At 62.7% G+C, this 21,239-nt stretch carries 18 protein-coding genes; 16 read left to right on the forward strand and 2 right to left on the reverse strand.

Annotation, left to right across the window (positions count from 1 at the left end; all coding sequences use genetic code 11):
- Nucleotides 1-356 precede the first annotated feature (356 nt).
- Together NXT3_RS08035 and exoR are read left to right on the forward strand one after the other, a co-directional pair.
- Entirely contained in the window at nucleotides 357-1,616 is a 1,260-nt protein-coding gene (locus NXT3_RS08035; RefSeq protein WP_037422958.1) for an OmpP1/FadL family transporter, read from the forward strand.
- Nucleotides 1,617-2,063: 447 nt separating this feature from the next.
- On the forward strand, nucleotides 2,064-2,867 hold the full coding sequence (exoR, locus tag NXT3_RS08040) for an exopolysaccharide production regulator ExoR (protein WP_037422955.1): 804 nt from the start codon (nucleotides 2,064-2,066) through the stop codon (nucleotides 2,865-2,867).
- A gap of 176 nt (nucleotides 2,868-3,043) precedes the next feature.
- Here the strand turns inward: exoR and xth are convergent, their stop codons facing one another.
- Nucleotides 3,044-3,826: an exodeoxyribonuclease III gene (gene xth / locus NXT3_RS08045; RefSeq protein WP_104839072.1), complete on the reverse strand. Its 783-nt coding sequence runs from the start codon at nucleotides 3,824-3,826 to the stop codon at nucleotides 3,044-3,046.
- 193 nt (nucleotides 3,827-4,019) lie between these two features.
- Here xth and NXT3_RS08050 point away from each other — a divergent pair, with 193 nt between their 5' ends.
- Nucleotides 4,020-5,483: a phospholipase D-like domain-containing protein gene (locus NXT3_RS08050; protein ID WP_097538489.1), complete on the forward strand. Its 1,464-nt coding sequence runs from the start codon at nucleotides 4,020-4,022 to the stop codon at nucleotides 5,481-5,483.
- Between the two features lie 18 nt (nucleotides 5,484-5,501).
- On the opposite strand, the gene erpA is transcribed toward NXT3_RS08050, so the two are convergent.
- Nucleotides 5,502-5,834 (reverse strand): iron-sulfur cluster insertion protein ErpA, encoded by a 333-nt coding sequence (gene erpA / locus NXT3_RS08055; RefSeq protein ID WP_037384536.1) that lies wholly within the window; start codon nucleotides 5,832-5,834, stop codon nucleotides 5,502-5,504.
- A gap of 193 nt (nucleotides 5,835-6,027) precedes the next feature.
- Between erpA and NXT3_RS08060 the strand changes: the two genes are divergently transcribed.
- The 13 genes from NXT3_RS08060 to NXT3_RS08120 all read left to right on the forward strand — a co-directional run bounded on the left by NXT3_RS08060 (nucleotide 6,028) and on the right by NXT3_RS08120 (nucleotide 21,039).
- The gene (locus tag NXT3_RS08060; protein WP_104839073.1) at nucleotides 6,028-7,245 is read left to right on the forward strand and encodes a deoxyguanosinetriphosphate triphosphohydrolase; all 1,218 of its coding nucleotides are present in this window, start codon (nucleotides 6,028-6,030) and stop codon (nucleotides 7,243-7,245) included.
- Nucleotides 7,246-7,344: 99 nt separating this feature from the next.
- Entirely contained in the window at nucleotides 7,345-9,105 is a 1,761-nt protein-coding gene (argS, locus tag NXT3_RS08065; RefSeq protein WP_097526885.1) for an arginine--tRNA ligase, read from the forward strand.
- Nucleotides 9,106-9,168: 63 nt separating this feature from the next.
- On the forward strand, nucleotides 9,169-12,177 hold the full coding sequence (locus tag NXT3_RS08070; RefSeq protein WP_104839074.1) for an SPOR domain-containing protein: 3,009 nt from the start codon (nucleotides 9,169-9,171) through the stop codon (nucleotides 12,175-12,177).
- A gap of 144 nt (nucleotides 12,178-12,321) precedes the next feature.
- Complete coding sequence (nagZ, locus tag NXT3_RS08075) at nucleotides 12,322-13,338, forward strand: beta-N-acetylhexosaminidase (RefSeq protein ID WP_104839955.1); 1,017 nt, start codon at nucleotides 12,322-12,324, stop codon at nucleotides 13,336-13,338.
- A 147-nt stretch (nucleotides 13,339-13,485) separates the two neighbouring features.
- Nucleotides 13,486-14,349: a segregation and condensation protein A gene (locus NXT3_RS08080; RefSeq protein ID WP_179864798.1), complete on the forward strand. Its 864-nt coding sequence runs from the start codon at nucleotides 13,486-13,488 to the stop codon at nucleotides 14,347-14,349.
- Nucleotides 14,342-15,067, forward strand: a complete 726-nt coding sequence (gene scpB, locus NXT3_RS08085) for an SMC-Scp complex subunit ScpB (RefSeq protein ID WP_104839075.1) — start codon at nucleotides 14,342-14,344, stop codon at nucleotides 15,065-15,067. The genes NXT3_RS08080 and scpB overlap by 8 nt, the downstream gene beginning before the upstream one ends.
- Nucleotides 15,068-15,138: 71 nt before the next feature.
- Entirely contained in the window at nucleotides 15,139-16,248 is a 1,110-nt protein-coding gene (locus NXT3_RS08090; RefSeq protein WP_037422892.1) for an ABC transporter ATP-binding protein, read from the forward strand.
- 91 nt (nucleotides 16,249-16,339) lie between these two features.
- A complete protein-coding gene (locus NXT3_RS08095; protein ID WP_018239649.1) occupies nucleotides 16,340-16,546 on the forward strand; it encodes a twin-arginine translocase TatA/TatE family subunit in 207 nt (68 codons plus the stop codon).
- Between the two features lie 70 nt (nucleotides 16,547-16,616).
- Complete coding sequence (tatB, locus tag NXT3_RS08100) at nucleotides 16,617-17,330, forward strand: Sec-independent protein translocase protein TatB (protein WP_104839076.1); 714 nt, start codon at nucleotides 16,617-16,619, stop codon at nucleotides 17,328-17,330.
- Nucleotides 17,327-18,169: a twin-arginine translocase subunit TatC gene (tatC, locus tag NXT3_RS08105; protein WP_037422884.1), complete on the forward strand. Its 843-nt coding sequence runs from the start codon at nucleotides 17,327-17,329 to the stop codon at nucleotides 18,167-18,169. The genes tatB and tatC overlap by 4 nt, the downstream gene beginning before the upstream one ends.
- Nucleotides 18,170-18,308: 139 nt before the next feature.
- The gene (gene serS, locus NXT3_RS08110) at nucleotides 18,309-19,592 is read left to right on the forward strand and encodes a serine--tRNA ligase (protein ID WP_097526811.1); all 1,284 of its coding nucleotides are present in this window, start codon (nucleotides 18,309-18,311) and stop codon (nucleotides 19,590-19,592) included.
- 26 nt (nucleotides 19,593-19,618) lie between these two features.
- Nucleotides 19,619-20,389 carry a 5'/3'-nucleotidase SurE gene (surE, locus tag NXT3_RS08115; RefSeq protein ID WP_097526810.1) on the forward strand — a complete coding sequence of 257 codons (771 nt, stop codon included), beginning with the start codon at nucleotides 19,619-19,621 and terminating at the stop codon, nucleotides 20,387-20,389.
- The gene (locus NXT3_RS08120) at nucleotides 20,386-21,039 is read left to right on the forward strand and encodes a protein-L-isoaspartate(D-aspartate) O-methyltransferase (RefSeq protein ID WP_104839077.1); all 654 of its coding nucleotides are present in this window, start codon (nucleotides 20,386-20,388) and stop codon (nucleotides 21,037-21,039) included. Before surE ends, NXT3_RS08120 begins: the two co-directional genes overlap by 4 nt.
- Nucleotides 21,040-21,239: the final 200 nt, after the last annotated feature.

Below are 21,239 nucleotides of genomic sequence, written 5' to 3' on the forward strand. Positions count from 1 at the left end.
CGCTGGTCGATCAAGCTCCGAATTACACGCGCGGGTTTTGTAGCGGCGTTTTCTCGCGGACAGCCGGCGGGTTGTTTTGCAAAAAGCAATGTTGTTGTCGTGACGTCACACACTGCTGGATTGTTGGAAAAAATTTCTATTATGAGCGAAGATCATACTGGTGGTGAGTAATAATTTTTTTGTTCCCCGGAATATGCCCGAATCATGAAACTCTTACGTAAATTTGATGACTGAATTCGTCGGCTTTAGCCCTCCGACCGCGAATTGCCAATCACGGCATCGTGACGAATAGTCAGCCCAAGTGCGGCGGCGCGAGGTCAAACGCCGCATTGATTGAAATGCAGGGGAGGAGCTGAATGGCTCGAAATAAACTGAAGAAGAGCATTCTCGCAGCGGTCGCCGGAGTGCTCGTCGCGTCGGCTGCGCAGGCTGGGGGGCTCGAGCGCAGCGGTTACAATATCGATCTCTTGTTCGATCCATCGGATTACGCGGCGGAAGCGACGGCGACTTACGTCAGTCCGCAGCGAGAGTTGAAGAACGTTGTTGATACGGACACAACAACTGGTTTTCCTCCGCCCGGGACCGGCTTCGGCGGCGGTGACCTTAACTCTCGTCCGAATACCGCTGACGACACAGAGGGGTATTGGGCGCCCCGCATTGGTGTAAAGGCTGCCTTGGGTGACAGTATTGACTGTATGGCGGACTACTCGCAGCCTTGGGGCGCTCACACCAATCCGGGCCAGAACTGGGCCGGCGCTAACAGCAACATCGAAACAAAAGTCGAAAGTGATAACTACGCCGCGACCTGCTCCTACAAATGGGATATGGGCCCCGGGTTTGTCCGTGTTATCGGGGGTACCTTCTACCAAGAGGTCGGCGGCTTCAAAGAACGGCTCGTGCAGGACTTCACTGGCACTGGGGTGCCTTTCTCGGGCGTCGGCAGGCTGGACCTCGAGGGCGACGGTTGGGGCTGGCGAACGGGCGTCGCCTATGAAATCCCGGAATACGCGATGCGAGCAAGCCTCGTGTACAACAGCGCCGTCGATCTCGACAATCTTGCTGGCACCATCGACCTCCGCAATGTCCGCGGTCCTGCCGCTGTAAACTTCTATGAAGTATCCGGCTTCGCGTCCATGCCGGACTCGTTGGAACTGAAGGTCCAGTCGGGTATCGCTCCTGGCTGGCTGGCATTCGGCTCGGTCAAATGGACGGATTGGAGCCAGTTGCAGGTGCTGGAATTCTGCCCTGCCGGAGGCGGCACGCTTGCGCAACCGTGCACCACACTGGACCTCCTGTATCGCGATGGTTGGACAGTTACCGGCGGCATTGGTCATAAGTTCAACGATCAGTGGAGCGGCGCGGTCAGCCTCACCTGGGATCGCGGCACGAGCCACGGCTATGGTGCGCAGACTGACACCTGGACGGTTGGCACGGGGGTAACGTACGCTCCGACGGAAAATGTTGAACTTCGCCTCGCTGGTGTCGTCGGGATCATGACGAGCGGTAGCTCGGGGGAGGTAACCTATCAAGGTGAAACGATTGGCGACGACGTTTCCTACGATTTCGACAACGACTTCGTCGGCGCGATCTCCACATCGCTAAAAGTCAGGTTCTGATCTCCATCGATCAGCGTCTCAAGGCCCGGTTCTGCCGGGCCTTTCTTTTGTGAGAAGCGATCACTTCGGCCACTTCTTATAAGCAATCGCGAATGTGACGATTCAGCAACACATTTATTACTATGCTTTGCTAGTATCCGCCCCGGGTCGAATATGTCCATTTCCCGCCACAAAATGGGAGCAGCGATAATAGCGACAAACGTGCGAGTGCCGTGTTTGCGTTTGAGGTGAACTGAGTTTGTGTGCCGCCATGACATCCCTTAGCAGTTGGCGCTTGGCGCGTGGTCGGGCCGATATCGATCGCGACGGCGCTGACGCGCGCGGCAACCGAACGAGTCGACGGGCGTTGATAGGGCAGAACGCTAAAGCGGCACGGGGCCTGGGACTGGTCGATGTGCGTGGTGATTGGGTCGGCGTAGCCGGCTGGGACGGAAGAAGCTGATTGTGATGCGCGCGGGTGAACTAAAGTCGCTGAAAATGGCGGTGCTGGGCATGTCCCTGGCGGTTGGCGCCACCGCTGCAGGACCGGCGCGGGCCTTCGATCCCTCCGCGGGCGTGACGAAGGAATCGGGTCCGTTCGCACTCTTCAAATTCGGCTTCTCCGCCTACAAGAGCGGTCGCAAGGACGAGGCGGTCGAAGCTTACCGCTATGCCGCCGAAAAGGGCCACACGGGGTCGCGCTGGGCGCTTGCCAACATGTATGCCTATGGCGACGGGGTCGCCGAGAACGATCTCGAAGCGTTCAAGATCTACAGCGAGATCGCCCAGCAAGGCGTCGAGCCCGGTTCCGAGGACACCGGCTATTTCGTCAACGCGCTGATCGCACTTGCCGGCTATTACCGCCGCGGCATTCCGGACAGTCCGGTCCAGGCGGACCTGCCGCAGGCGCGGCAGCTCTATTTCCAGGCGGCATCGACCTTCGGCATCGCCGAAGCGCAGTTCCAGTTGGCGCGGATGCTGCTTTCGGGCGAGGGCGGCACCGTCAATGTTCAGCAGGCCAAGAAATGGCTGAACCGGGCGCGCAAGAACGGCCATGCCGGTGCCATGGGTGTCTTCGGAAACGTCATCTTCCAGGAAGGCCAGACGGTGCGCGGCCTCGCCTATATGACGGCGGCGCTCGACCAGTGTTCGCCGAAGGACAGGCCGTGGCTCCAGTCCATGCAGGAGCAGGCCTTCTCGCTTGCGACCGAGGACGACCGCCGCGTCGCGATCGCCATGGCCCAGAACATGCATCCGCAGGCCGACGAATAGGCGGGCCGGGCCGGACCTGTAGTTCCAGCTGTCGCATGCCTTCTTAGATCGCAGGATCCAGCAGCGGCGCGTCCGCGGCGCGGAAGAGACTTTTTCAGCCCAAAGACTTGGGCTGGCTGGATTCCTGTGACAAGCACAGGAATGAGCCTTCGGACGGGAAGCCCGGCGCTGCAGTGTCAAAAAGCAAATTCGGCAGCCACAGGCACGTGGTCGGACGGCTTTTCCCAGGCGCGGACATGCTTTTCGATCGATGTCGAAACCAGCTTGTCGGCGGCCTCGGGCGACAGCATCAGGTGGTCGATGCGGATGCCGAAATTCTTCTGCCAGCAGCCGGCCTGATAGTCCCAGAAGGAATAGAGCGGCACTTCATCCGTCGTCGCGCGTACGGCGTCGGTGAGGCCGAGATTGCGCAGCCGCCGGAAGGCCGAACGTGTCTCGGGCAGGAACAGCGCGTCGTTGCGCCACACATTCACGTCCCAGCAATCGTGGGCCTCGGGAATGACGTTGTAGTCGCCGGCGAGGATCAGCGGCTCTTCGAGCAGCAGCCTCTCCTTCGCGAAGGACGTGAGCCGCTGCATCCATCCGAGCTTGTAGGGATATTTCTCCGTGCCGACCGGATTGCCATTCGGCAGGTAGAGGCAGCAGACGCGAATCGATCCGCCTGCAACGGAAAAGACGCCCTCGATGAAGCGTGACTGCTCGTCCGAATCGTCGCCGGGCAGACCGCGGTTGACTTCGTCCGGCCGCAGCTTGGAAAGCAGCGCCACGCCGTTGAACCCTTTCTGCCCGTAGGTTTCGATGTGGTAGCCGAGCGCCTCGATCTCCTCCCGCGGGAAGGCATCGTCGACCGACTTGATCTCCTGCAGGCAGGCGATGTCCGGGTTCGATGCCTTGAGCCAGGAAACGAGACCGTCGAACCGCGCCTTGACGCCGTTGATGTTCCAGGTGGCGATCTTCATGGGCCGCATCTGCCTTTCTTTTGTGGTCTCGCATTGGCGCCGAGTCGTTTTAGCGGCTGCGGTTTCTTTTGACAAATCCCCAGCGAGAGGCGGGATTGCCGCTAAGAGGCCCATTTCCTTGCGCGTTCGCTGAAGGAATCCAGCCGTCGGTGGCGGAATTGATTCCTCATTCGGTCCGTCTATAGTCCCGCGCATGATCGCGTTCATCGAGAACTATTGGCCGCATTTCCTGGCGCTCCTGTCCTTCGCGCTGGGGGTGCCGGCGATCATTCATGCGGCGATGACGAAGGACGATGTCCGCGCCGCGGCCGGCTGGGTCGGCGTCGTTCTCCTCTCTCCGGTCATCGGCGCGGCCATCTATGCGGTAGCCGGCATCAACCGCATTCGCCGATCCTCGATCGGCCTGCAGCGCTCGCTCCTGCGCGCGAGCGGCCCGGACCCGTTTCTCGGTTCCGACGTCACGGATGAAAACGTGGCAGTCCGATTCGGGCAGCGATTCGCGGCGATGAAAATTCTCGGCGATCGCGTATCACGTTTCTCCATGTCGACCGGGAACCACATCACCACGCTGGAGGGCGGCGACGAGGTCTATGGGGCAATGCTCGAGGCGATCGCCGGCGCTCGCCGCAGCATCCTCTTCGAAAGCTATATCTTCGATCGCGACCAGATCGGGCTTCGCTTTGCCGATGCGCTGATCGCCGCAGTCAAGCGCGGCGTCAGCGTGCGGGTCCTGATCGACGCGGTCGGCGCCCGCTATTCCGTGCCGAGCATCGTCGGCTATCTCCAGGAGGGAGGCGTCACGACGGCCGTCTTCAACGGCAACATCATCATCGGCCTGCGGCTGCCCTATGCCAATCTCAGGACCCACCGGAAGATCGTCGTCGTCGACGGCGGGGTCGCCTTCACCGGCGGCATGAACATTCGCGCCGGCTTCACTACCGAGGTCGCCGGGATCGCCGCTTCCTACGACACGCATTTCCGCGTCGCCGGGCCGATCGTCGCCGACATCTTCCAGGTGGCGGCCGAAGACTGGCAATTCTCGAGCGGAGAGTTGCTGTCGGGCGAAGCCTGGCGGCTGGCGGATCTGGAGGAGCGGGGCGATGTGCCGTCGGTGCTGATGCGCGCCGTGCCCTCGGGACCCGACAGCACCAACGAGACCAACCACAAGATGCTGATGGGCGCCTTCTCGATTGCGCGTCGGCACATCCGGGTGATGTCGCCCTATTTCCTGCCGGATAGGGAGCTCATCAGCGCGCTGGTGACGGCTGCGCGACGAGGCGTCGAAGTTGACATCATCGTGCCGGCGGTCAACAATCTGACGCTCGTGGACCGCGCCATGACGGCGCAATTCGACCAGGTGCTCGAAGGCCATTGTCGCGTGTGGCGGGCGAAGGGAAGCTTCAACCATTCGAAATTGATCGTCGTCGACGGCCATTGGGCCTATGTCGGATCGAGCAATCTCGATCCGCGCTCCCTGCGGCTGAATTTCGAATTCGACCTCGAGATTCTCGATGACGCCTTTGCGCAGGCGATCAGCGAGAAATTCTGCGCTGTGCGCGAGATGGCCGCCGAGGTGACGCTCGCGAGCCTTGAAGCCGAGCCCATGCTCAACCGGCTTGCGAACCGCCTGCTCTGGCTGGGCTCACCCTATCTGTAGAGGCAATCGGAAAAGAGGCTAGACGGAGAAGCTTGTTCCGCAGCCGCAACTTGCAACGGCATTCGGATTCTTGATCTGGAAGGACTGGCCGAGCAGGTTGTCGACGAAGTCGATCTCCGAACCGCCCATATAGACCAGCGAGAGGCTGTCGATCAGCACTTTCGCATTGCCCTTCTCGAGAACCAGGTCGTCGTCGTTTTCCTTGTCCACCAAGTCGAACTTGTAGGAAAAGCCTGAACAGCCGCCGCCTTCGACGGAGACGCGCATTGCCGTCTTGTCATGCTCGGTCTGGAGTATGGCGGCGATGCGCCGGGCTGCCGCATCCGAAAGCGTCACTGTATCCTGCATCATGTCTGGCCTCCTGCCGGGGTCAAGAACCGGAGAGATTCGTTTGCAACCCGGCGCTACAATTGCTGGGCTCGAGAGGCAAGCCACCGGGATCAGCGGTGATTGATCAGCTATTCCCTCGTCGCTTTCCTGCAACGCATACTATAGGTATGAAGGCTTGAATGTCCCGTCAATGGGACCGCATCACAGGTGTGAAATGGCATTCGACAGACAGGCGCTCGGCTTCGGTTATGGTGAGCACGCGATCTTTGCTTCCAATCCCTGGGCATCACGCGGCCGGCTCTATCCCGAAGCTTCTAGTCCGACGCGTTCCGATTTTCAACGCGACCGCGACCGCATCGTCCACACGACCGCCTTCCGTCGCCTGAAGCACAAGACCCAAGTGTTCATTGCCGCCGACGGCGATCACTACCGCACCCGGCTGACGCACACGATCGAAGTCGCGCAGATCGCCCGCGCCCTGGCTCGGGCCTTGAAGCTCGACGAGGACCTGGCCGAGGGGGTGGCGCTGGTCCACGACTTCGGCCATACGCCCTTCGGCCATACCGGCGAGGATGCGCTGCATGAGGTGCTGAAACCCTATGGCGGCTTCGACCACAATGCGCAGTCGCTACGCATCGTCACCAAGCTCGAGCGCCGCTACGCGGAATTCGACGGCCTGAATCTCACCTGGGAGAGCCTCGAAGGACTGGTCAAGCACAATGGCCCGCTGATGACGCCGGAAGGCGAGGGCATCCGCGGACCGGTGCCGCAGCCGATCCTGGATTATTGCGCCGTCCATGATCTCGAATTGGCAAGTTTCGCAAGCCTCGAAGCCCAGGTCGCAGCAATCGCCGACGATATCGCCTATAATACCCATGACATCGACGATGGATTGCGAGCAGGGTACTTGACGCTCGACATGCTGGAGGAGGTGCCGTTCCTTGCCCGCCTGATGCGCGACGTGCACGACCGCTATCCCGGCCTGGACGATGGCCGCTTCACCCACGAGATCATGCGCCGGCAGATCACCGCAATGGTCGAGGACGTCATCGGCGTCGCCCAGGCGCGTCTGCGCGAAGTTCGACCCGAGAGCGCGAGCGACCTGCGCAAGGCCGGCAGGGTTATCGCCATGTTCTCCGAGGAGATGAGCGAGACCGACCGGCAGATCAAGAACCTGCTGATGACACGCATCTATCGCCACCCGGAGGTGATGCGCGTGCGGCAGGCGGCGGCATCGATCGTCACGGATCTCTATCGGGCGTTCATGGCCGACCCGCTGTTGATGAAGGAACACTACTGGATCGACCAGATCGCCGGGATGGCCGAGCCGGCCCGCGCGCGCCATGTGGGAGACTATCTCGCCGGCATGACCGATACCTTCGCGATCAGCGTGCATCGGCGCTTGTTTGACCACACGCCGGATTTGCGGTAGTGACGCGCCGCGCGGAGGCTGCAGGTTCCTACGGACCCGGCCTCCTTTTTGAGTTTTGCGCCATTCTCCAGTTGGACTGGGAAAGAGCGGATGGATCAGATGAACCTTTTCACAGACTTCGAATCAAGAGTTAAAAACATTCTGGAATCGCTTGATATCGTTCGTGAAAAGCGATCAGAGATCGATTTTGGACGGGTCAATGTGGAGCCGCCGCGTGACCTCAGCCACGGTGACGTGGCGACGAACGCGGCAATGGTCCTCGCAAAGTCGCTGGGCACGAACCCGCGCGCCCTTGCCGATCTCATCGTCGACAAGTTGCGCCAGGATCCGGAGGTCGCCGACGTGTCCGTTGCCGGGCCCGGGTTCATCAATGTCCGGTTGTCGGTCTCCTATTGGCAGAAGCTTCTTTCGGCGATGGTGCGGGCGGGCACGGATTTCGGACGCAGCACTATCGGTGCCGGGCGGAAGGTGAACGTCGAATATGTTTCGGCGAACCCGACCGGGCCGATGCATGTCGGCCATTGCCGCGGCGCCGTCGTCGGCGATGCCCTGGCGAACCTTCTCGCCTTCGCCGGCTACGACGTCACCAAGGAATACTACATCAACGACGCCGGCTCGCAGATCGACGTGCTCGCCCGCTCGGCCTTTCTGCGCTACCGGCAGGCGCTCGGCGAAGAGATCGGCGAGATACCGCCGGGGCTTTACCCCGGCGATTACCTCGTACAGGTCGGCGAGGCGCTTGCCGACGAATTCGGCACGAGCCTCAGGATCATGCCGGAAGACAAGTGGATGCCGCTCGTCAAGGAGCGCGTCATCGACGCGATGATGGCGATGATCCGTGAGGACCTGGCCGCGCTCAACGTCAACCACGACGTCTTCTTCTCCGAACGGATGCTGCACGACAATGGCGCAGCGCGGATTCGCACCGCGATCAACGACCTGACCTTCAAGGGACATGTCTACAAGGGCACGCTGCCGCCGCCGAAGGGCCAATTGCCCGAGGATTGGGAGGACCGCGAGCAGACGCTGTTCCGTTCCACCGAAGTGGGCGACGACATCGACAGGCCGCTCATCAAGTCGGACGGCAGCTATACTTACTTCGCCGCCGACGTTGCTTATTTCAAGGACAAGTTCGACCGAGGCTTCCACGAGATGATCTACGTCCTCGGGGCCGACCACGGCGGCTACGTCAAGCGCCTGGAAGCCTTGGCGCGGGCGATATCCGATGGCACGGCGAAGCTGACTGTATTGCTGTGCCAGCTGGTCAAGCTTTACCGGAACGGCGAGCCGGTGAAGATGTCGAAGCGCTCGGGCGACTTCGTGACGCTGCGGGACGTGGTCGATGAAGTCGGCCGGGATCCGGTCCGGTTCATGATGCTCTACCGGAAGAATTCGGAGCCGCTAGACTTCGACTTTGCTAAGGTGACGGAACAGTCGAAGGACAACCCGGTCTTTTACGTTCAGTATGCGCATGCACGCTGCTGCTCGGTGTTCCGCCAGGCGAAAGAAGCTTTCCCGGATCTCGACTTGCCCTCGATCGATCTTGCCGGTGCAGTTATCGGAGCGATCGTCGATCCTGCCGAATTGCAGCTCGTCGCCAAGCTCGCAGAATATCCTCGCGTCGTCGAGGCCGCAGCACTCTCGCAGGAGCCTCATCGAATCGCTTTTTACCTGTATGATCTTGCTGCAGCCTTCCACGCTCTCTGGAACAAAGGTAAAGAAAATCCGGAATTACGTTTTGTTAACGATAAGAACAGAGAATTAAGCATTGCCAGACTCGGGCTGGTGCATGCTGTCGCCTCGGTATTGAGGTCGGGTCTGTCCGTTACGGGCACCTCGGCGCCGGAAGAGATGCGGTAAGTAGTGTCACCATTTCCCCACAATGCGCTGGCAATTCAACGCAGGCAGTTGTGAGTGGAAACTATGGCAGACAAACAATTCGCACGAAGCGGGCCGGCAGAATTCGACAAATTGGCCGATGATGATCCGTTGAGCGAACTTGCCCGCATTGTCGGTTACGATGCTCGGCCAGCAGTTCAGCAACTGCAGGAGTTGCAGCGACACCAGGAGACGATCCGGCGCGATCCGGCCTTCGATCTCGAAGACGAGCTGCTGCGCGCATTCGACAGCTATGACGCCCCGCGCGCGGCACCGGTCCACCCCGATAGCGGGCTTGTCGAGCATCCGGCCGCGACTGCGGCGGGCTCGCCTGAGCCTGTGCTGGAAAGCCGAGAGCCGGAAAGCCAAGCGCCGCTCATGGAGCCGTCGGCGCCGGCCGTAGAACGCGCTGCAGAACTCTCCGGCGAGCCGGTAGCGTTTTCTCCAGAAGAAGATCAGGTGCCGAGCGATCGCGAGGCGGATGTCTTTGTGACGCAGGACGTCGATTCCGCCGTCGATCTGGAACGCGAACTCGAACTGTCGCTCGGCTATGAAGATCTGTCGGCCGAGGCCGCGCCCGTTGGCGACGGCATGCAGCCGGTCCAGCAGCCCGAGACCCCGGACCTCCCGGTATTCGAAGACTGGCAGGAGCCGCTTGCCTCCAGGCTCGCCGCGGCCGGCAAGGCTGCCGAACGCGCCCATATCGCGGAACCGGTTTACCTGTATATGGCGGAGCCCGAACAGCCGCAGGAGGCAGCGGTCACCGAGGCGGTTGCTGCGCATGTGTCGCCGGCCCTGCCGCCCGAACCGGCGGCTCCCGAGCCCGTGGATCGGCTGCTCGCCGATGTGGAGCGCTTTCCGATAATACCGATCGTCCCGGCTGCAGCCGTTGCGGCCGCATCGGTTGCCGCGCAGCCGGCGCCCGCTGTTTCCGCGCCTGTCGCAAAGAAGAACACTTACCCCTTTACGCCGATGTTCAGCCGCGCGACGCCCGTCGCGTCGGCAGCCGGTGCATCTCAGCAGCGCGCCTACGCCACTCCGATGCCGGCGCCTGCCGCCGTGCAGGCGCCGGCTCCGGCCGTCGCCCCTGAGGCGCCCGCCGTGCGGGAAGCGGAGTTCGCGCAAAACGTAGCGCCGCAGGCCGAGTCCGAGCCGAGCTTCGATCTCGATGATTTCGAGCTGGAACTCGCCGACATTGCGCTGGACATGGATCTGTTGAAAGACGATGCGCCGAAGGCAGCTGCGGAAGCGCCTCCGGCCGTGGGACATCCTGCGCTGGTGGAGCCGGAGGCTCAGCCGTTCCTGCAGGCGCTTGCTCCGGTGAACGCGCCGAAGGCAGTTGCCGAAGCGCCTCCGGTCGCAGGGCATCCTGCGCTGGTGGAGCCGGCGGCTCAGCCGTTCCTGCAGGCACTTGCTCCGGTGAGCGCGCCGGAACTGCGTCGCGAACAGGCGCCGGTGTCAGCAGTGGATCAAGCCCCCGGGGTTGCCGAGGCCGTAGAAACGTCATCGGAAAGTCCGCTGCCTTTCGATCCCGCCATGATCGGTGAGATGGAAAGCGGCGTCGCGCCGATCGCCGATCTCGATGTCCCGCAGCTTCCGTCGCTGGAAGCCGAAGAGAAACCGGTTTCCTATCCTGGCGATTTCGACCTCGATATCGACGCGGAAATGGCACAGCTCTTCAATACGCCGGCGCCGGCCGCAAAGAGCGGACGCTCGAGCCAGGCCGACGCCGCGCCCGCAGCGCGCGCCGGATCGGCGGGCAATGGCGGCGCGCCGCTCGCGTCGCTCGACGACTTCGAGGAATTCGAGAAGGCGATGGAAGAGGACTTCCAGCGTTCCATGTCGGAGCGCCGCAGCGCCGCGCAGGACGCCGAGCGGCTGGCGGCGATGCCGCGGGCCGAGAGCGAAGATTTCGCCGAACAGGGCTATGGCCGCCGCTCGCAGCGCACGATGCTGCTGGCTGCAAGCGTGGCCGGTGTCATCATCCTCGGCGGCGCCGCCGTCTACGCCTGGATGGGCGGAAGCAGTGCTGTCCTGTCGGGCGACGGCCCCAGGATCATCCTAGCCGACAAGGACCCGGTCAAGATCGTCCCGGAACAGAAGGGCGGCAAAACCGTGCCGAACCAGGACAAAGCGGTCTACGACCGGGTGGCCGGCGACCAGGGCACCGCTCCGCGCCAGGAGGCTCTGGTCTCCTCGACGGAAGAACCGATGGACGTGGTGCAGAGAACGCTGACGCCGGAATCCCTGCCGCTTGAAGGCAGTGAAAACGGGGACGCCTTGCCTGGCGTATCTCCGCCGGAAGAGGAAGAAGTCGCGCGTCTGACGCCTGATGCATCTGCGGACAATGCCGCTGCCGAAGAGGAAGCTGCCCCGGCTGTGGCGCCGCGCAAGGTGCGGACCATGATCGTCAAGCCGGACGGCACGCTCGTTCCCCGTGACGAGCCGACCGAAAGCGCCAGCGCGGCTACGGCTGCTGCTCAGCCCATTCCCGCCGATGCTTCGGCGGAGGCGGGCGCCTCCGGGACTGAGGGCAAGGCAGCGGTCGCGGTGGCGGCAGCCGAGCTGCGCACCGCCGAAGAACCTGCCGCGCCGGCCGGGAAGGTCGCGCTTGCGGCACCGAGTGAGCCGGCCGGGAACGAGGTCGCGCCCGTCCGCAGCGTCAAGACGACGGCCGTCGGCAGCGAGCCGACCCCATCGGCGAAACCCGCCGCAGAAGCCCCTGCGGCTGCAGCGCCGGAAGCTAAGCCGGCCACGGAAACGGCGGCTGCACAGCCCGCCGCGCCGCTCGCGACCGCGTCCGTTCCGGCCGGCAGCTACGTCGTCCAGATTGCCTCGCTGCCCTCCGAGGCCGAGGCGCAGAAGAGCTACAACAATCTCTCGGCCAAGTTCGCGAGCGTCATCGGCGGCCGCGGAGTGGATATTCGCAAGGCGGAGATTGCCGGCAAGGGTACCTATTACCGCGTCAGGATACCGGCTGGTTCGCGGGAAGAGGCCAATGCCCTTTGCTCGCGCTACAAGAGCGCCGGCGGAAGCTGCCTCGTGACGAAGTAGCCGCGAAGGCTTGAAAGAAATTAGGCGGGCGCGGCAGTAATGCCGCGCCCGTTTCGTTACGCGCGATGCGCTTGCCTGTGCATGGAGGCGCCGGCAGACGCTTTGCGGCTTCGCGGTTCGGTCGCGGGCCATTATGATCGGCATATGAGCGAATCAAAGGCATTCATCTCGGGCTGCAAAGGCCTTTCCCTCACGGCAGAAGAGCGCAGCTTCTTCGCCGGCGAGCGCCCTTGGGGCTTCATTCTCTTCGGTCGCAACATCGGCGAGAAAGATCAGATCTGCGATCTCGTCGCGGCCCTGCGCGACAGCGTCGGCAATCCGAAAGCACCGGTCCTCATCGACCAGGAGGGCGGCCGCGTCCAGCGCATTCGCCCGCCGCTCGCGCAGCAATATCCGAGCGGTGCAGCCATCGGCGAGATCTACCGGCGCGACGTTGAAATGGGGCTGCGTGCCGCGTGGCTGCTCGGCCGCCTGCATGCCTTCGATCTCATGCGGCTCGGCATCACGGTCGACTGCCTGCCGGTTCTCGATGTGCCGGTGCCCGGCAGCCATGACGTCATCGGCAACCGGGCCTATGGCCACGATGCGGCGACCGTGACGGCGATCGGCCGTGCCGTCGGCGAGGGCCTGAAAGCGGGCGGCATGCTGCCGGTGATGAAGCACATGCCCGGCCATGGCCGCACCTTCGTGGATTCGCACCACAACCTGCCGGTGGTCGACGCCTCGCTGGACGAACTGAAGCGTGTCGATTTCCAGCCATTCGCCGCCATGAAGGACGAGGTGATGGCGATGTCGGCGCATATGGTGTTCACGGCGATCGACCCCGACAATCCGGCAACCACCTCTTCCAAGGTCGTGCGGGAGATCATCCGCGGCTATATCGGCTTCGACGGCCTGTTGATGTCCGACGACGTTTCCATGAACGCACTTGCTGGCGATATGACCACCCGCGCCCGGGGGATTGTCGACGCAGGGCTCGATCTCGTCTTGCATTGCCACGGCATTATGGAAGAAATGAAGGCGGTCGCCGATGTCGTCCCGTTTCTGTCGGGCGACCGGCTGCGCCGCGCGAAGGCGGCCGAGGCCGCCTTCCGGCAGCCTGACGGTTCGGACGAAGACATATTGCGAGCGGAGTTCAATGCGATGTTCTCGCTCGCCTAGGGCATTCTGCTTGCGAGCGGATATGTCGAAGGCAGAAAAGATGCGTTGGATTCAAAGCGGTAGAGAGTTCTTTTGTGCCTTCGCATGAAGGTGGGGGCGCTCTAGTTGGTAAACGCGGCTACGCCGCGTTGAAAGGGCATGGGGTCGATGGGGTCTGACGAAAGGCAGGGGCAACCGGTGGCAAAGGCGCCGATGGAGCCTTTGTGGCAGGACGAGTCCGCCGATCGCGGCTTGCACGAGGAAGAACTCGTCGTCGACATTGGCGGCTTCGAGGGCCCGCTTGACCTGCTTCTGCATCTTGCGCGCAGCCAGCGCGTCGATCTTTCGCGAATCTCCGTTCTTGCGCTTGCCGAGCAGTATATCGCCTTCATCGAGCGGGCGCGCTCGATCCGCATCGAACTTGCCGCCGATTACCTGGTGATGGCGGCATGGCTTGCCTATCTGAAGTCGCGCCTGCTGATTCCCCAGCAGTCGAAGGACGAGGGGCCCTCGGGCGAGGAAATGGCGTCCGCCCTGGCTTTTCGGCTGAAGCGTCTCGAGGCGATGCGCGATGCCGCGACGCGGCTGGTCAACCGCAACAGGCTGGGCCGAGACGTCTTCGGACGCGGTGCGCCTGAGCACCTCGTATCGGAACGAAAGTCCGGCTACGACGCTTCGCTCTACGACTTGCTGACGGCCTACGCTACGCTCCGCCAACGGCAGGCGATAACCCAGGTGACGATCGAGAAGCGCCATGTCTGGTCGCTTGCCGATGCGCGCCTCATCCTCGCCCGGATGGTCGGCAGCCTCGAAGACTGGACCGCGCTCGATCATTTCCTCATCCGCTACATGACGGGCCCGAAGGAGCGTGCAACGGCGATCGCAAGTTCTTTTGCCGCGTCGCTCGAGCTGGTGCGGGAGGGACGGTTGGAAATCCGGCAGGAGGCCGCTTTCGCACCAATCTATCTAAGGCGAGGGCCGAAGCCGATCGATGCCGCGACCCTTGCGGAAATGGAGGCAGCGCGTGGCTGAGGCGCAAAAATTCCTGCCCGGACTACCCGACGACGAGGATGAGCTCGAGGTGTTCATCGATCCAGGGCTGGCGGAGGAGGCGGAGCGGATCGCCGAAGCGCTCGTCTTCGCATCGGCGCAGCCAATCTCCGAGAGCTATATCGCCAGCCGGATACCCCGTGGTGTCGATGTCGGCCGTGTCATGGCACGGCTGAAAGCGTCCTATGCGAGCCGCGGCGTCAATCTCGTTCAGGTCGCCGACCACTGGGCGTTCCGCACCGCGGCCGATCTCTCCTTCGTCGTGCAAACTGACGAGCAGGAGATCAAGAAGCTCTCGCGCGCCGCGCTCGAAGTCCTGGCCATTATCGCCTATCACCAGCCGGTGACGCGTGCGGAGATCGAGGACATCCGCGGCGTTCAGACCTCCAAAGGCACGCTCGATGTACTGATGGAGGCGGGCTGGGTGCGGTTTCGCGGCCGAAGACGCACGCCGGGGCGGCCGGTCACATTCGGAACGACGCGGGATTTCCTCGATCACTTCGGGCTGGAAGAAATCCGCGATCTCCCGGGCATCGAGGAATTGAAGGGCGCCGGTCTCCTGTCCGGTCGGGTTCCCTCCAACCTGCATATCCCGGTCCCTGTCGGTGAGGACGAACTTTCAGACAATGAGGATCCCATCACCCAGATGGACCTCGAGGAACTGGGCCTCTTGACTCCGAAGGCTGAAGGGGACGATTAGGAATCCTGAGTGGGGCTATCGGCTTTAGGGCCGCTATCCCTCCGGAAGGCCTTCGGTCAAGGAATGCGGGCATGGGTTCAGACACGCTCAACGGCGCCGTTGCGACGACGAGACGCCAGGGTGTGTCCTTTGCGGCGAGCCTCGCATTCGAAAACATCAGCCACCGCTATCACTCGAAGGACACGATCAAGAACGTCTCGCTGACTGCCGAGGCCGGCGAAGTGCTGTGCCTGCTCGGCCCCTCCGGGTCCGGCAAGACAACCTTGCTGCGGATCGCGGCCGGCATCGAGATGCAGACCGGCGGCCGGCTTCTGCTGAACGGGCAGGAAATATCCGGTCCCTCCGTCTTCCTGCCGCCGGAAAGGCGTGGCGTCGGGCTGATGTTCCAGGATTTCGCGCTCTTCCCGCACATGACCATTCGCGACAATGTCTGCTTCGGCTTGAACGACCTGCCGAAGAAGGAGGCTTTGATCCAGGCCGATGCGGCGCTCGATCGCGTGGGGCTGTTTCATTACGCAGATCGTTACCCGCATGTGCTTTCAGGCGGCGAGCAGCAACGGGTGGCGCTCGCGCGGGCGCTCGCCCCGCGGCCGGCGGTGCTGTTGATGGACGAGCCTTTCTCCGGTCTCGATTCCCGCCTGAAGGATTCCATTCGTGCCGATACGCTGGCGATCCTCCGCGAAACGCGGGCGACGGCGATCGTCGTCACCCATGACGCGGAAGAGGCCATGCGCATGGCCGACCGTATAGCGCTCCTGAAGGATGGCTGCCTCGTTCAGGTCGGCACCGCCGACGAGCTCTATCGCAAGCCCTGCAATCTGTTTGCCGCCGGGTTCTTCTCCGAGATCAACGTGTTCGATGCGCGTGTGCGCGGCGGCCGCGTCGAAACGCCGCTCGGTGACGTGCCTGCCGGGGAATACAAGGAGGGGCAGCCCTTGAGCGTGGCGGTGCGGCTCTCCGGTGTTCAGTTGAAGCCGGAGGGCGGCGACATCCCGGCGCGCATCCTGTCTCGACGCTTCCTGGGCGTCGTCGAGTTGCTGGAACTCGCCGTGCCGCAGTCGGAGCGGACGGTACGGGCCCGCATTCGGGCCGATCTGTTGCCGACAGGATTGCGTGACGTCACGCTTTCCGTTAACGAGCGCGACATATTGGTGTTTGAAAAAGACGCCTCGACATCTTAGGTTCGGTCACAATGACGGCGCGCCTTCAAGCGGCGCCTGAAAAATGACAACGTGATGGCTTTGAATCGATAAAGCCTGAGGGAGTAAGTGGATGGGTTCGTTTAGCATCTGGCATTGGCTGATCGTCCTGGTGGTCGTGCTGCTGTTGTTTGGTCGTGGCAAGATCCCGGAATTGATGGGCGACGTTGCCAAGGGCATCAAGAACTTCAAGAAGGGCATGACCGACGAGGACGCTGCCTCGGCCGACAAGACGATCGACGGCAAGACCGTCGAGCACAAGTCCGACGAAGTCCGCTGACGATCGGAAATGGCCAACCGGCGCGCCTAGCGTCCGGTGAGCCGCATTACGGGTTTGTAGGGCGCGTCGGATGCTTGATATCGGCTGGACCGAGCTTGTTGTTATTGCAATCGTCTTGATCGTCGTCGTCGGACCGAAGGACCTGCCGCCCATGCTGCGGGCCTTCGGACGAATGACGGGGCGGATGCGGGGCATGGCCTCCGACTTCCGCCGCCAGTTCGATGAAGCGCTGCGGGAGGCCGATCTCGACGAGGTTCGCAAGACGATCAGCGATGCGCAAAGCCTCAATCCGACCACCGCATTGCGCGATGCCATGAACCCGCTGCGGCAGCTCGGAAACGAGATCAAATCCGATCTGCAAAGGGCGACGACGCCCGACGCTCCGGCCCAACCGGTCGCGCCCGAGGCTCCTGTCACGCCTGCACCACAAATCGAGCCGGCGACTGCGCCCGCTGGAATGCCGGCGAAGCCGGTCGAGACGGTGGCAGCCGCGGCCGTCGGGTCTGCCTCCCGGCAGATGCAACGCGCAGCGGCGGACGAGGTAAAGGTGGCGGAATCGAAGGCGCCCGAGGCGACGCCGAAGCGTGCCGCTAACCCGAGAGCAGCTTCGCAGAAGGCGGCGAGCGCCAAGGGACCGGCAATCAAGGCAGCCACCAAGAAAGCCGCCGCTACGGCCGCGCCGAAGAAAGCGGCGACTAGGAAGACCACAGCCGGCGACCGCGTGGCCCCCGTCGGAACCGAGAAGACAAGCGCATCTGCGCGCAAGAAAAAAGGTGACGCATGAGCGGCGATATCGAGGACAAGCCGCAGCCGTTGATCGAGCACCTGATCGAGCTTAGGGCGCGGTTGATGTGGGCGGTCGGCGCGTTCTTCGTCGCTTTCCTGGTCTGCTTCTATTTCGCCAAGCAGCTGTTCAATCTCCTCGTCCTGCCGTTCAAGTGGGCGGTGAGCTGGGCCGGTCTCAGCCATCGTAACGTGGAACTCATCTACACCGCGCCGCAGGAGTTTTTCTTCACCCAGATCAAGGTGGCGATGTTCGGCGCGCTGGTGATCGCCTTTCCGGTAATCGCCTCGCAGGTCTATAAGTTCGTCGCGCCCGGGCTCTACAAGAACGAGCGCGCCGCCTTCCTGCCGTTCCTGGTTGCGTCTCCACTCCTTTTCCTGCTCGGCGGGGCGCTGGTTTACTTCTTCTTCACCCCGATGGTCATGTGGTTCTTCCTGGCCATGGAGCAGGGCGGTGGAGAGGGGCAGGTTGCGATCCAGCTGCTGCCGAAGGTCTCGGAATATCTGAGCCTGATCATGTCGCTGGTGTTCGCCTTCGGTCTGGTCTTCCAGTTGCCGGTCGTCACCACGCTACTGGCGCGCGTCGGTTTCGTCACCTCGCAGGGGCTCGCCGAGAAGCGCAAATATGCGATCGTCATCGCTTTCATCGTCGCGGCCGTGCTGACGCCGCCGGATCCGGTTTCCCAGATCGGTCTTGCGCTGCCAGCCATCCTTCTCTACGAGATTTCAATCTATACGGCGCGACTCGTTGAAAGGCAGCGGGAAGCTGAATCACTTGCAGGCGAGTCTGCGTCTTCGCAGGAAGGTTCTTCGGGTACGGTCGGGCCCGCCCAGGGCTGATCTAATCGCGCCGTGACCTGCAGCGCCGCGCGTTTTATCAGACGCGCAAAGGTCGCTGTAGCACTTCGAATTGCTGCATGTCTCCTCAAATCGAGGTCGATCTGAGGAGACATGCAGCAGACCAACGCGTGGGACGACTATGCTCGACATCAAATGGATTCGTGAGAATGCTGGCCTGCTCGACAATGCGCTGGCGAAGCGGGGCGCGGAGCCGTTGTCGGCATCGCTGATCGCGCTTGACGAGCGCCGCCGCACGGTCTTGCAATCGCTGCAGGAGATGCAGTCGCGCCGCAACGCCGCCTCGAAGGAAATCGGCGCCGCCATGGCGCAGAAGAACGGCGAACTCGCGGAAAAGCTCAAGGCCGAGGTCGCCGAACTCAAGGACGCCCTGCCGGCTGCCGAAGAGGAAAGCCGCCGGATCGAAGCCGAGCTCAACGATACGCTCTCGCGCATCCCGAACGTTCCGCTTGAGGACGTCCCGGTCGGTCCGGACGAGAGCGGCAATGTCGTGAAGCGCACCGTCGGCGCCAAGCCCACGTGGAATCACAAGCCGCTCGAGCATTTCGAAATCGGCGAAGCCTTGGGGTTCATGGACTTCGAAGGGGCCGCACGCATTGCCGGCTCGCGCTTCACCATTCTGAAGGGTCAGCTTGCCCGCCTGGAGCGCGCCCTCGGCCAATTCATGCTGGACCTGCATACGCAGGAGCACGGCTATATCGAGGTGCAGCCGCCACTGCTCGTCCGCGACGATGCGATGTATGGAACCGGCCAGCTGCCGAAATTCGCGGAAGATCTCTTCCGCACGACGGACGATCGCTGGCTGATCCCGACGGCGGAGGTTCCGCTGACGAACATGGTGCGCGAGCAGATCCTCGAGGGCGAAAAGCTGCCGCTGCGCTTCACGGCCCTGACGCCATGCTTCCGCTCGGAGGCGGGGTCTGCCGGCCGCGACACACGCGGCATGCTACGCCAGCATCAGTTCAACAAGGTCGAACTGGTGTCGATCACCGACGCCGAGACCTCGATCGACGAGCATGAGCGGATGACGGCCTGCGCCGAGGAGGTGCTGAAAGGGCTCGGGCTCCACTACCGGGTCATGACGCTCTGCACCGGCGACATGGGCTTCGGCGCACGCAAGACCTACGATATCGAGGTCTGGCTGCCGGGGCAGGATACTTACCGCGAAATCTCGTCCTGCTCGGTCTGCGGCGACTTCCAGGCGCGGCGCATGAATGCACGCTACCGCACCAAGGAGGAAAAGGGCACGAAGTTCGTCCATACGCTGAACGGTTCCGGCGTCGCTGTCGGCCGCGCGCTGATCGCCGTCATCGAGAATTATCTGAATGACGACGGCTCGGTCTCCGTTCCGGAGGTTCTCGTCCCCTATATGGGCGGTCTTAGACGCATCGAGAAGGCGGCCTGAAGCGCGGGCAAGCGAAAGAGACCGGCATGCGCATCCTGCTGACCAATGACGATGGCATTCATGCCGAAGGGCTTTCTGTCCTCGAGCGGATCGCCCTGACGATCTCGGACGATGTCTGGGTCGTCGCTCCGGAAGTGGACCAGAGCGGCCTTGCCCATTCGCTGACGCTGTCGGAGCCGCTGCGATTGCGGCAGGTGGCGGAGAGGCGTTTCGCCCTCAGGGGAACGCCGACCGACTGCGTCATCATGGCAGCGCGAAAGATCCTCGACCGTAGGCCGGATCTCGTCCTTTCGGGCGTCAATATCGGCGCCAATCTCGCCGACGACGTCACCTATTCAGGCACGGTCGCCGGCGCAATCGAGGGCACACTGCAGGGAATCCGGTCGATCGCCGTCAGCCAGGCTTACCGGCATGCCGTCGGCGGCGCAGTCTCATGGGACGTGGCCGAGACCCATGCGCCCGCCCTGATCCGTACCTTGATGGATGTCGCGCTTCCGGATGGCACGCTCCTCAATGTGAACTTCCCCGATTGCGCGGCCGATGCGGTGGCGGGCGTCGAAGTGACCTCACAAGGCAAGCTCGAATTCGGCCTCAGCATCGACGAACGCATCGATGGCCGCGGATTTCCCTATTTCTGGCTCCGCTTCGGCGAGCGCTCCGGCGACTTCCGCTCCGGCACCGACATTCACGCTGTGCGCGAAAACCGGATTTCGGTAACCCCGCTTAAACTGGATATGACCGACTATACCGTCCAGGAGCGCATTGCGCGCGCACTGCGGGAAGGGACAGGCGCTTGAACGGACGCGTTTCGCAGCAGGAAGGCTTTGCAGCGATGGCGCTGCGCCTTCGTTCCGCCGGCGTGGTCAATCACGATTTGCTCAAGGCCGTCGAGCAGACGCCGCGCAGCATTTTCTGTCCGCCGCAGTACCAGGACGAGGTCTATTCCAAACGATTGATACCGCTCGACTGCGGTTCGTTCATGGAAGGTTGTGACTTTGCAGTCCGCCTGCTGCATTGCCTGAACATCAAACCGGGCCAGCGGATTCTCGAGGTCGGGACAGGCAGCGGCTTCACCGCCGCAGTGATGGGGCGCATCGCCGAACGCATCCTGACGATCGACCGCTACCAGACATTGGTGAGTTCGGCGCAGAAGAACCTCGAAAAAGCTGGCATCCGCAATGTCGTGGTCAGGCAGGCGGATGGCAGTTCCGGAGTGCCGGGCGAGGGGACCTTCGACCGAATTCTTATCACCGCCGCCTTCGGCAGCCTGCCTCGAATGTTTTCCGACCATCTCGTCTCCGGCGGTACTCTGCTCGTGCCGATCATGATGAGCGAAACACAGTGCCGCATCGTGCGGGTCAGCCGCACGGGCAGCCGTTTCGATCGTGAAGACCTGTTCGATGCGCCCTATCTTCCGATCGTACCGCAGCTCGCATCGTTTCTTTGATGGACGGGTGATCTGATTCTCGGCTGCCGGAGGTGGCTGAGGCACCGCTGCGCCGTTCCCTCGACGCAGCAAACCCCTTGCGGATCAGCCTGTTAACCCATTCTTAACCAAATCCAGCTTCGCGCAAGCTTCAGCCCTTAGCCCGGACGGGCACGATGGCTGAAGGCGCGCTTGCCTCGACGGCGACCCGCTCCCTCGTG

The organism is Sinorhizobium fredii, assembly GCF_002944405.1.
Classification (GTDB): Bacteria; Pseudomonadota; Alphaproteobacteria; order Rhizobiales; family Rhizobiaceae; genus Sinorhizobium; species Sinorhizobium fredii_C.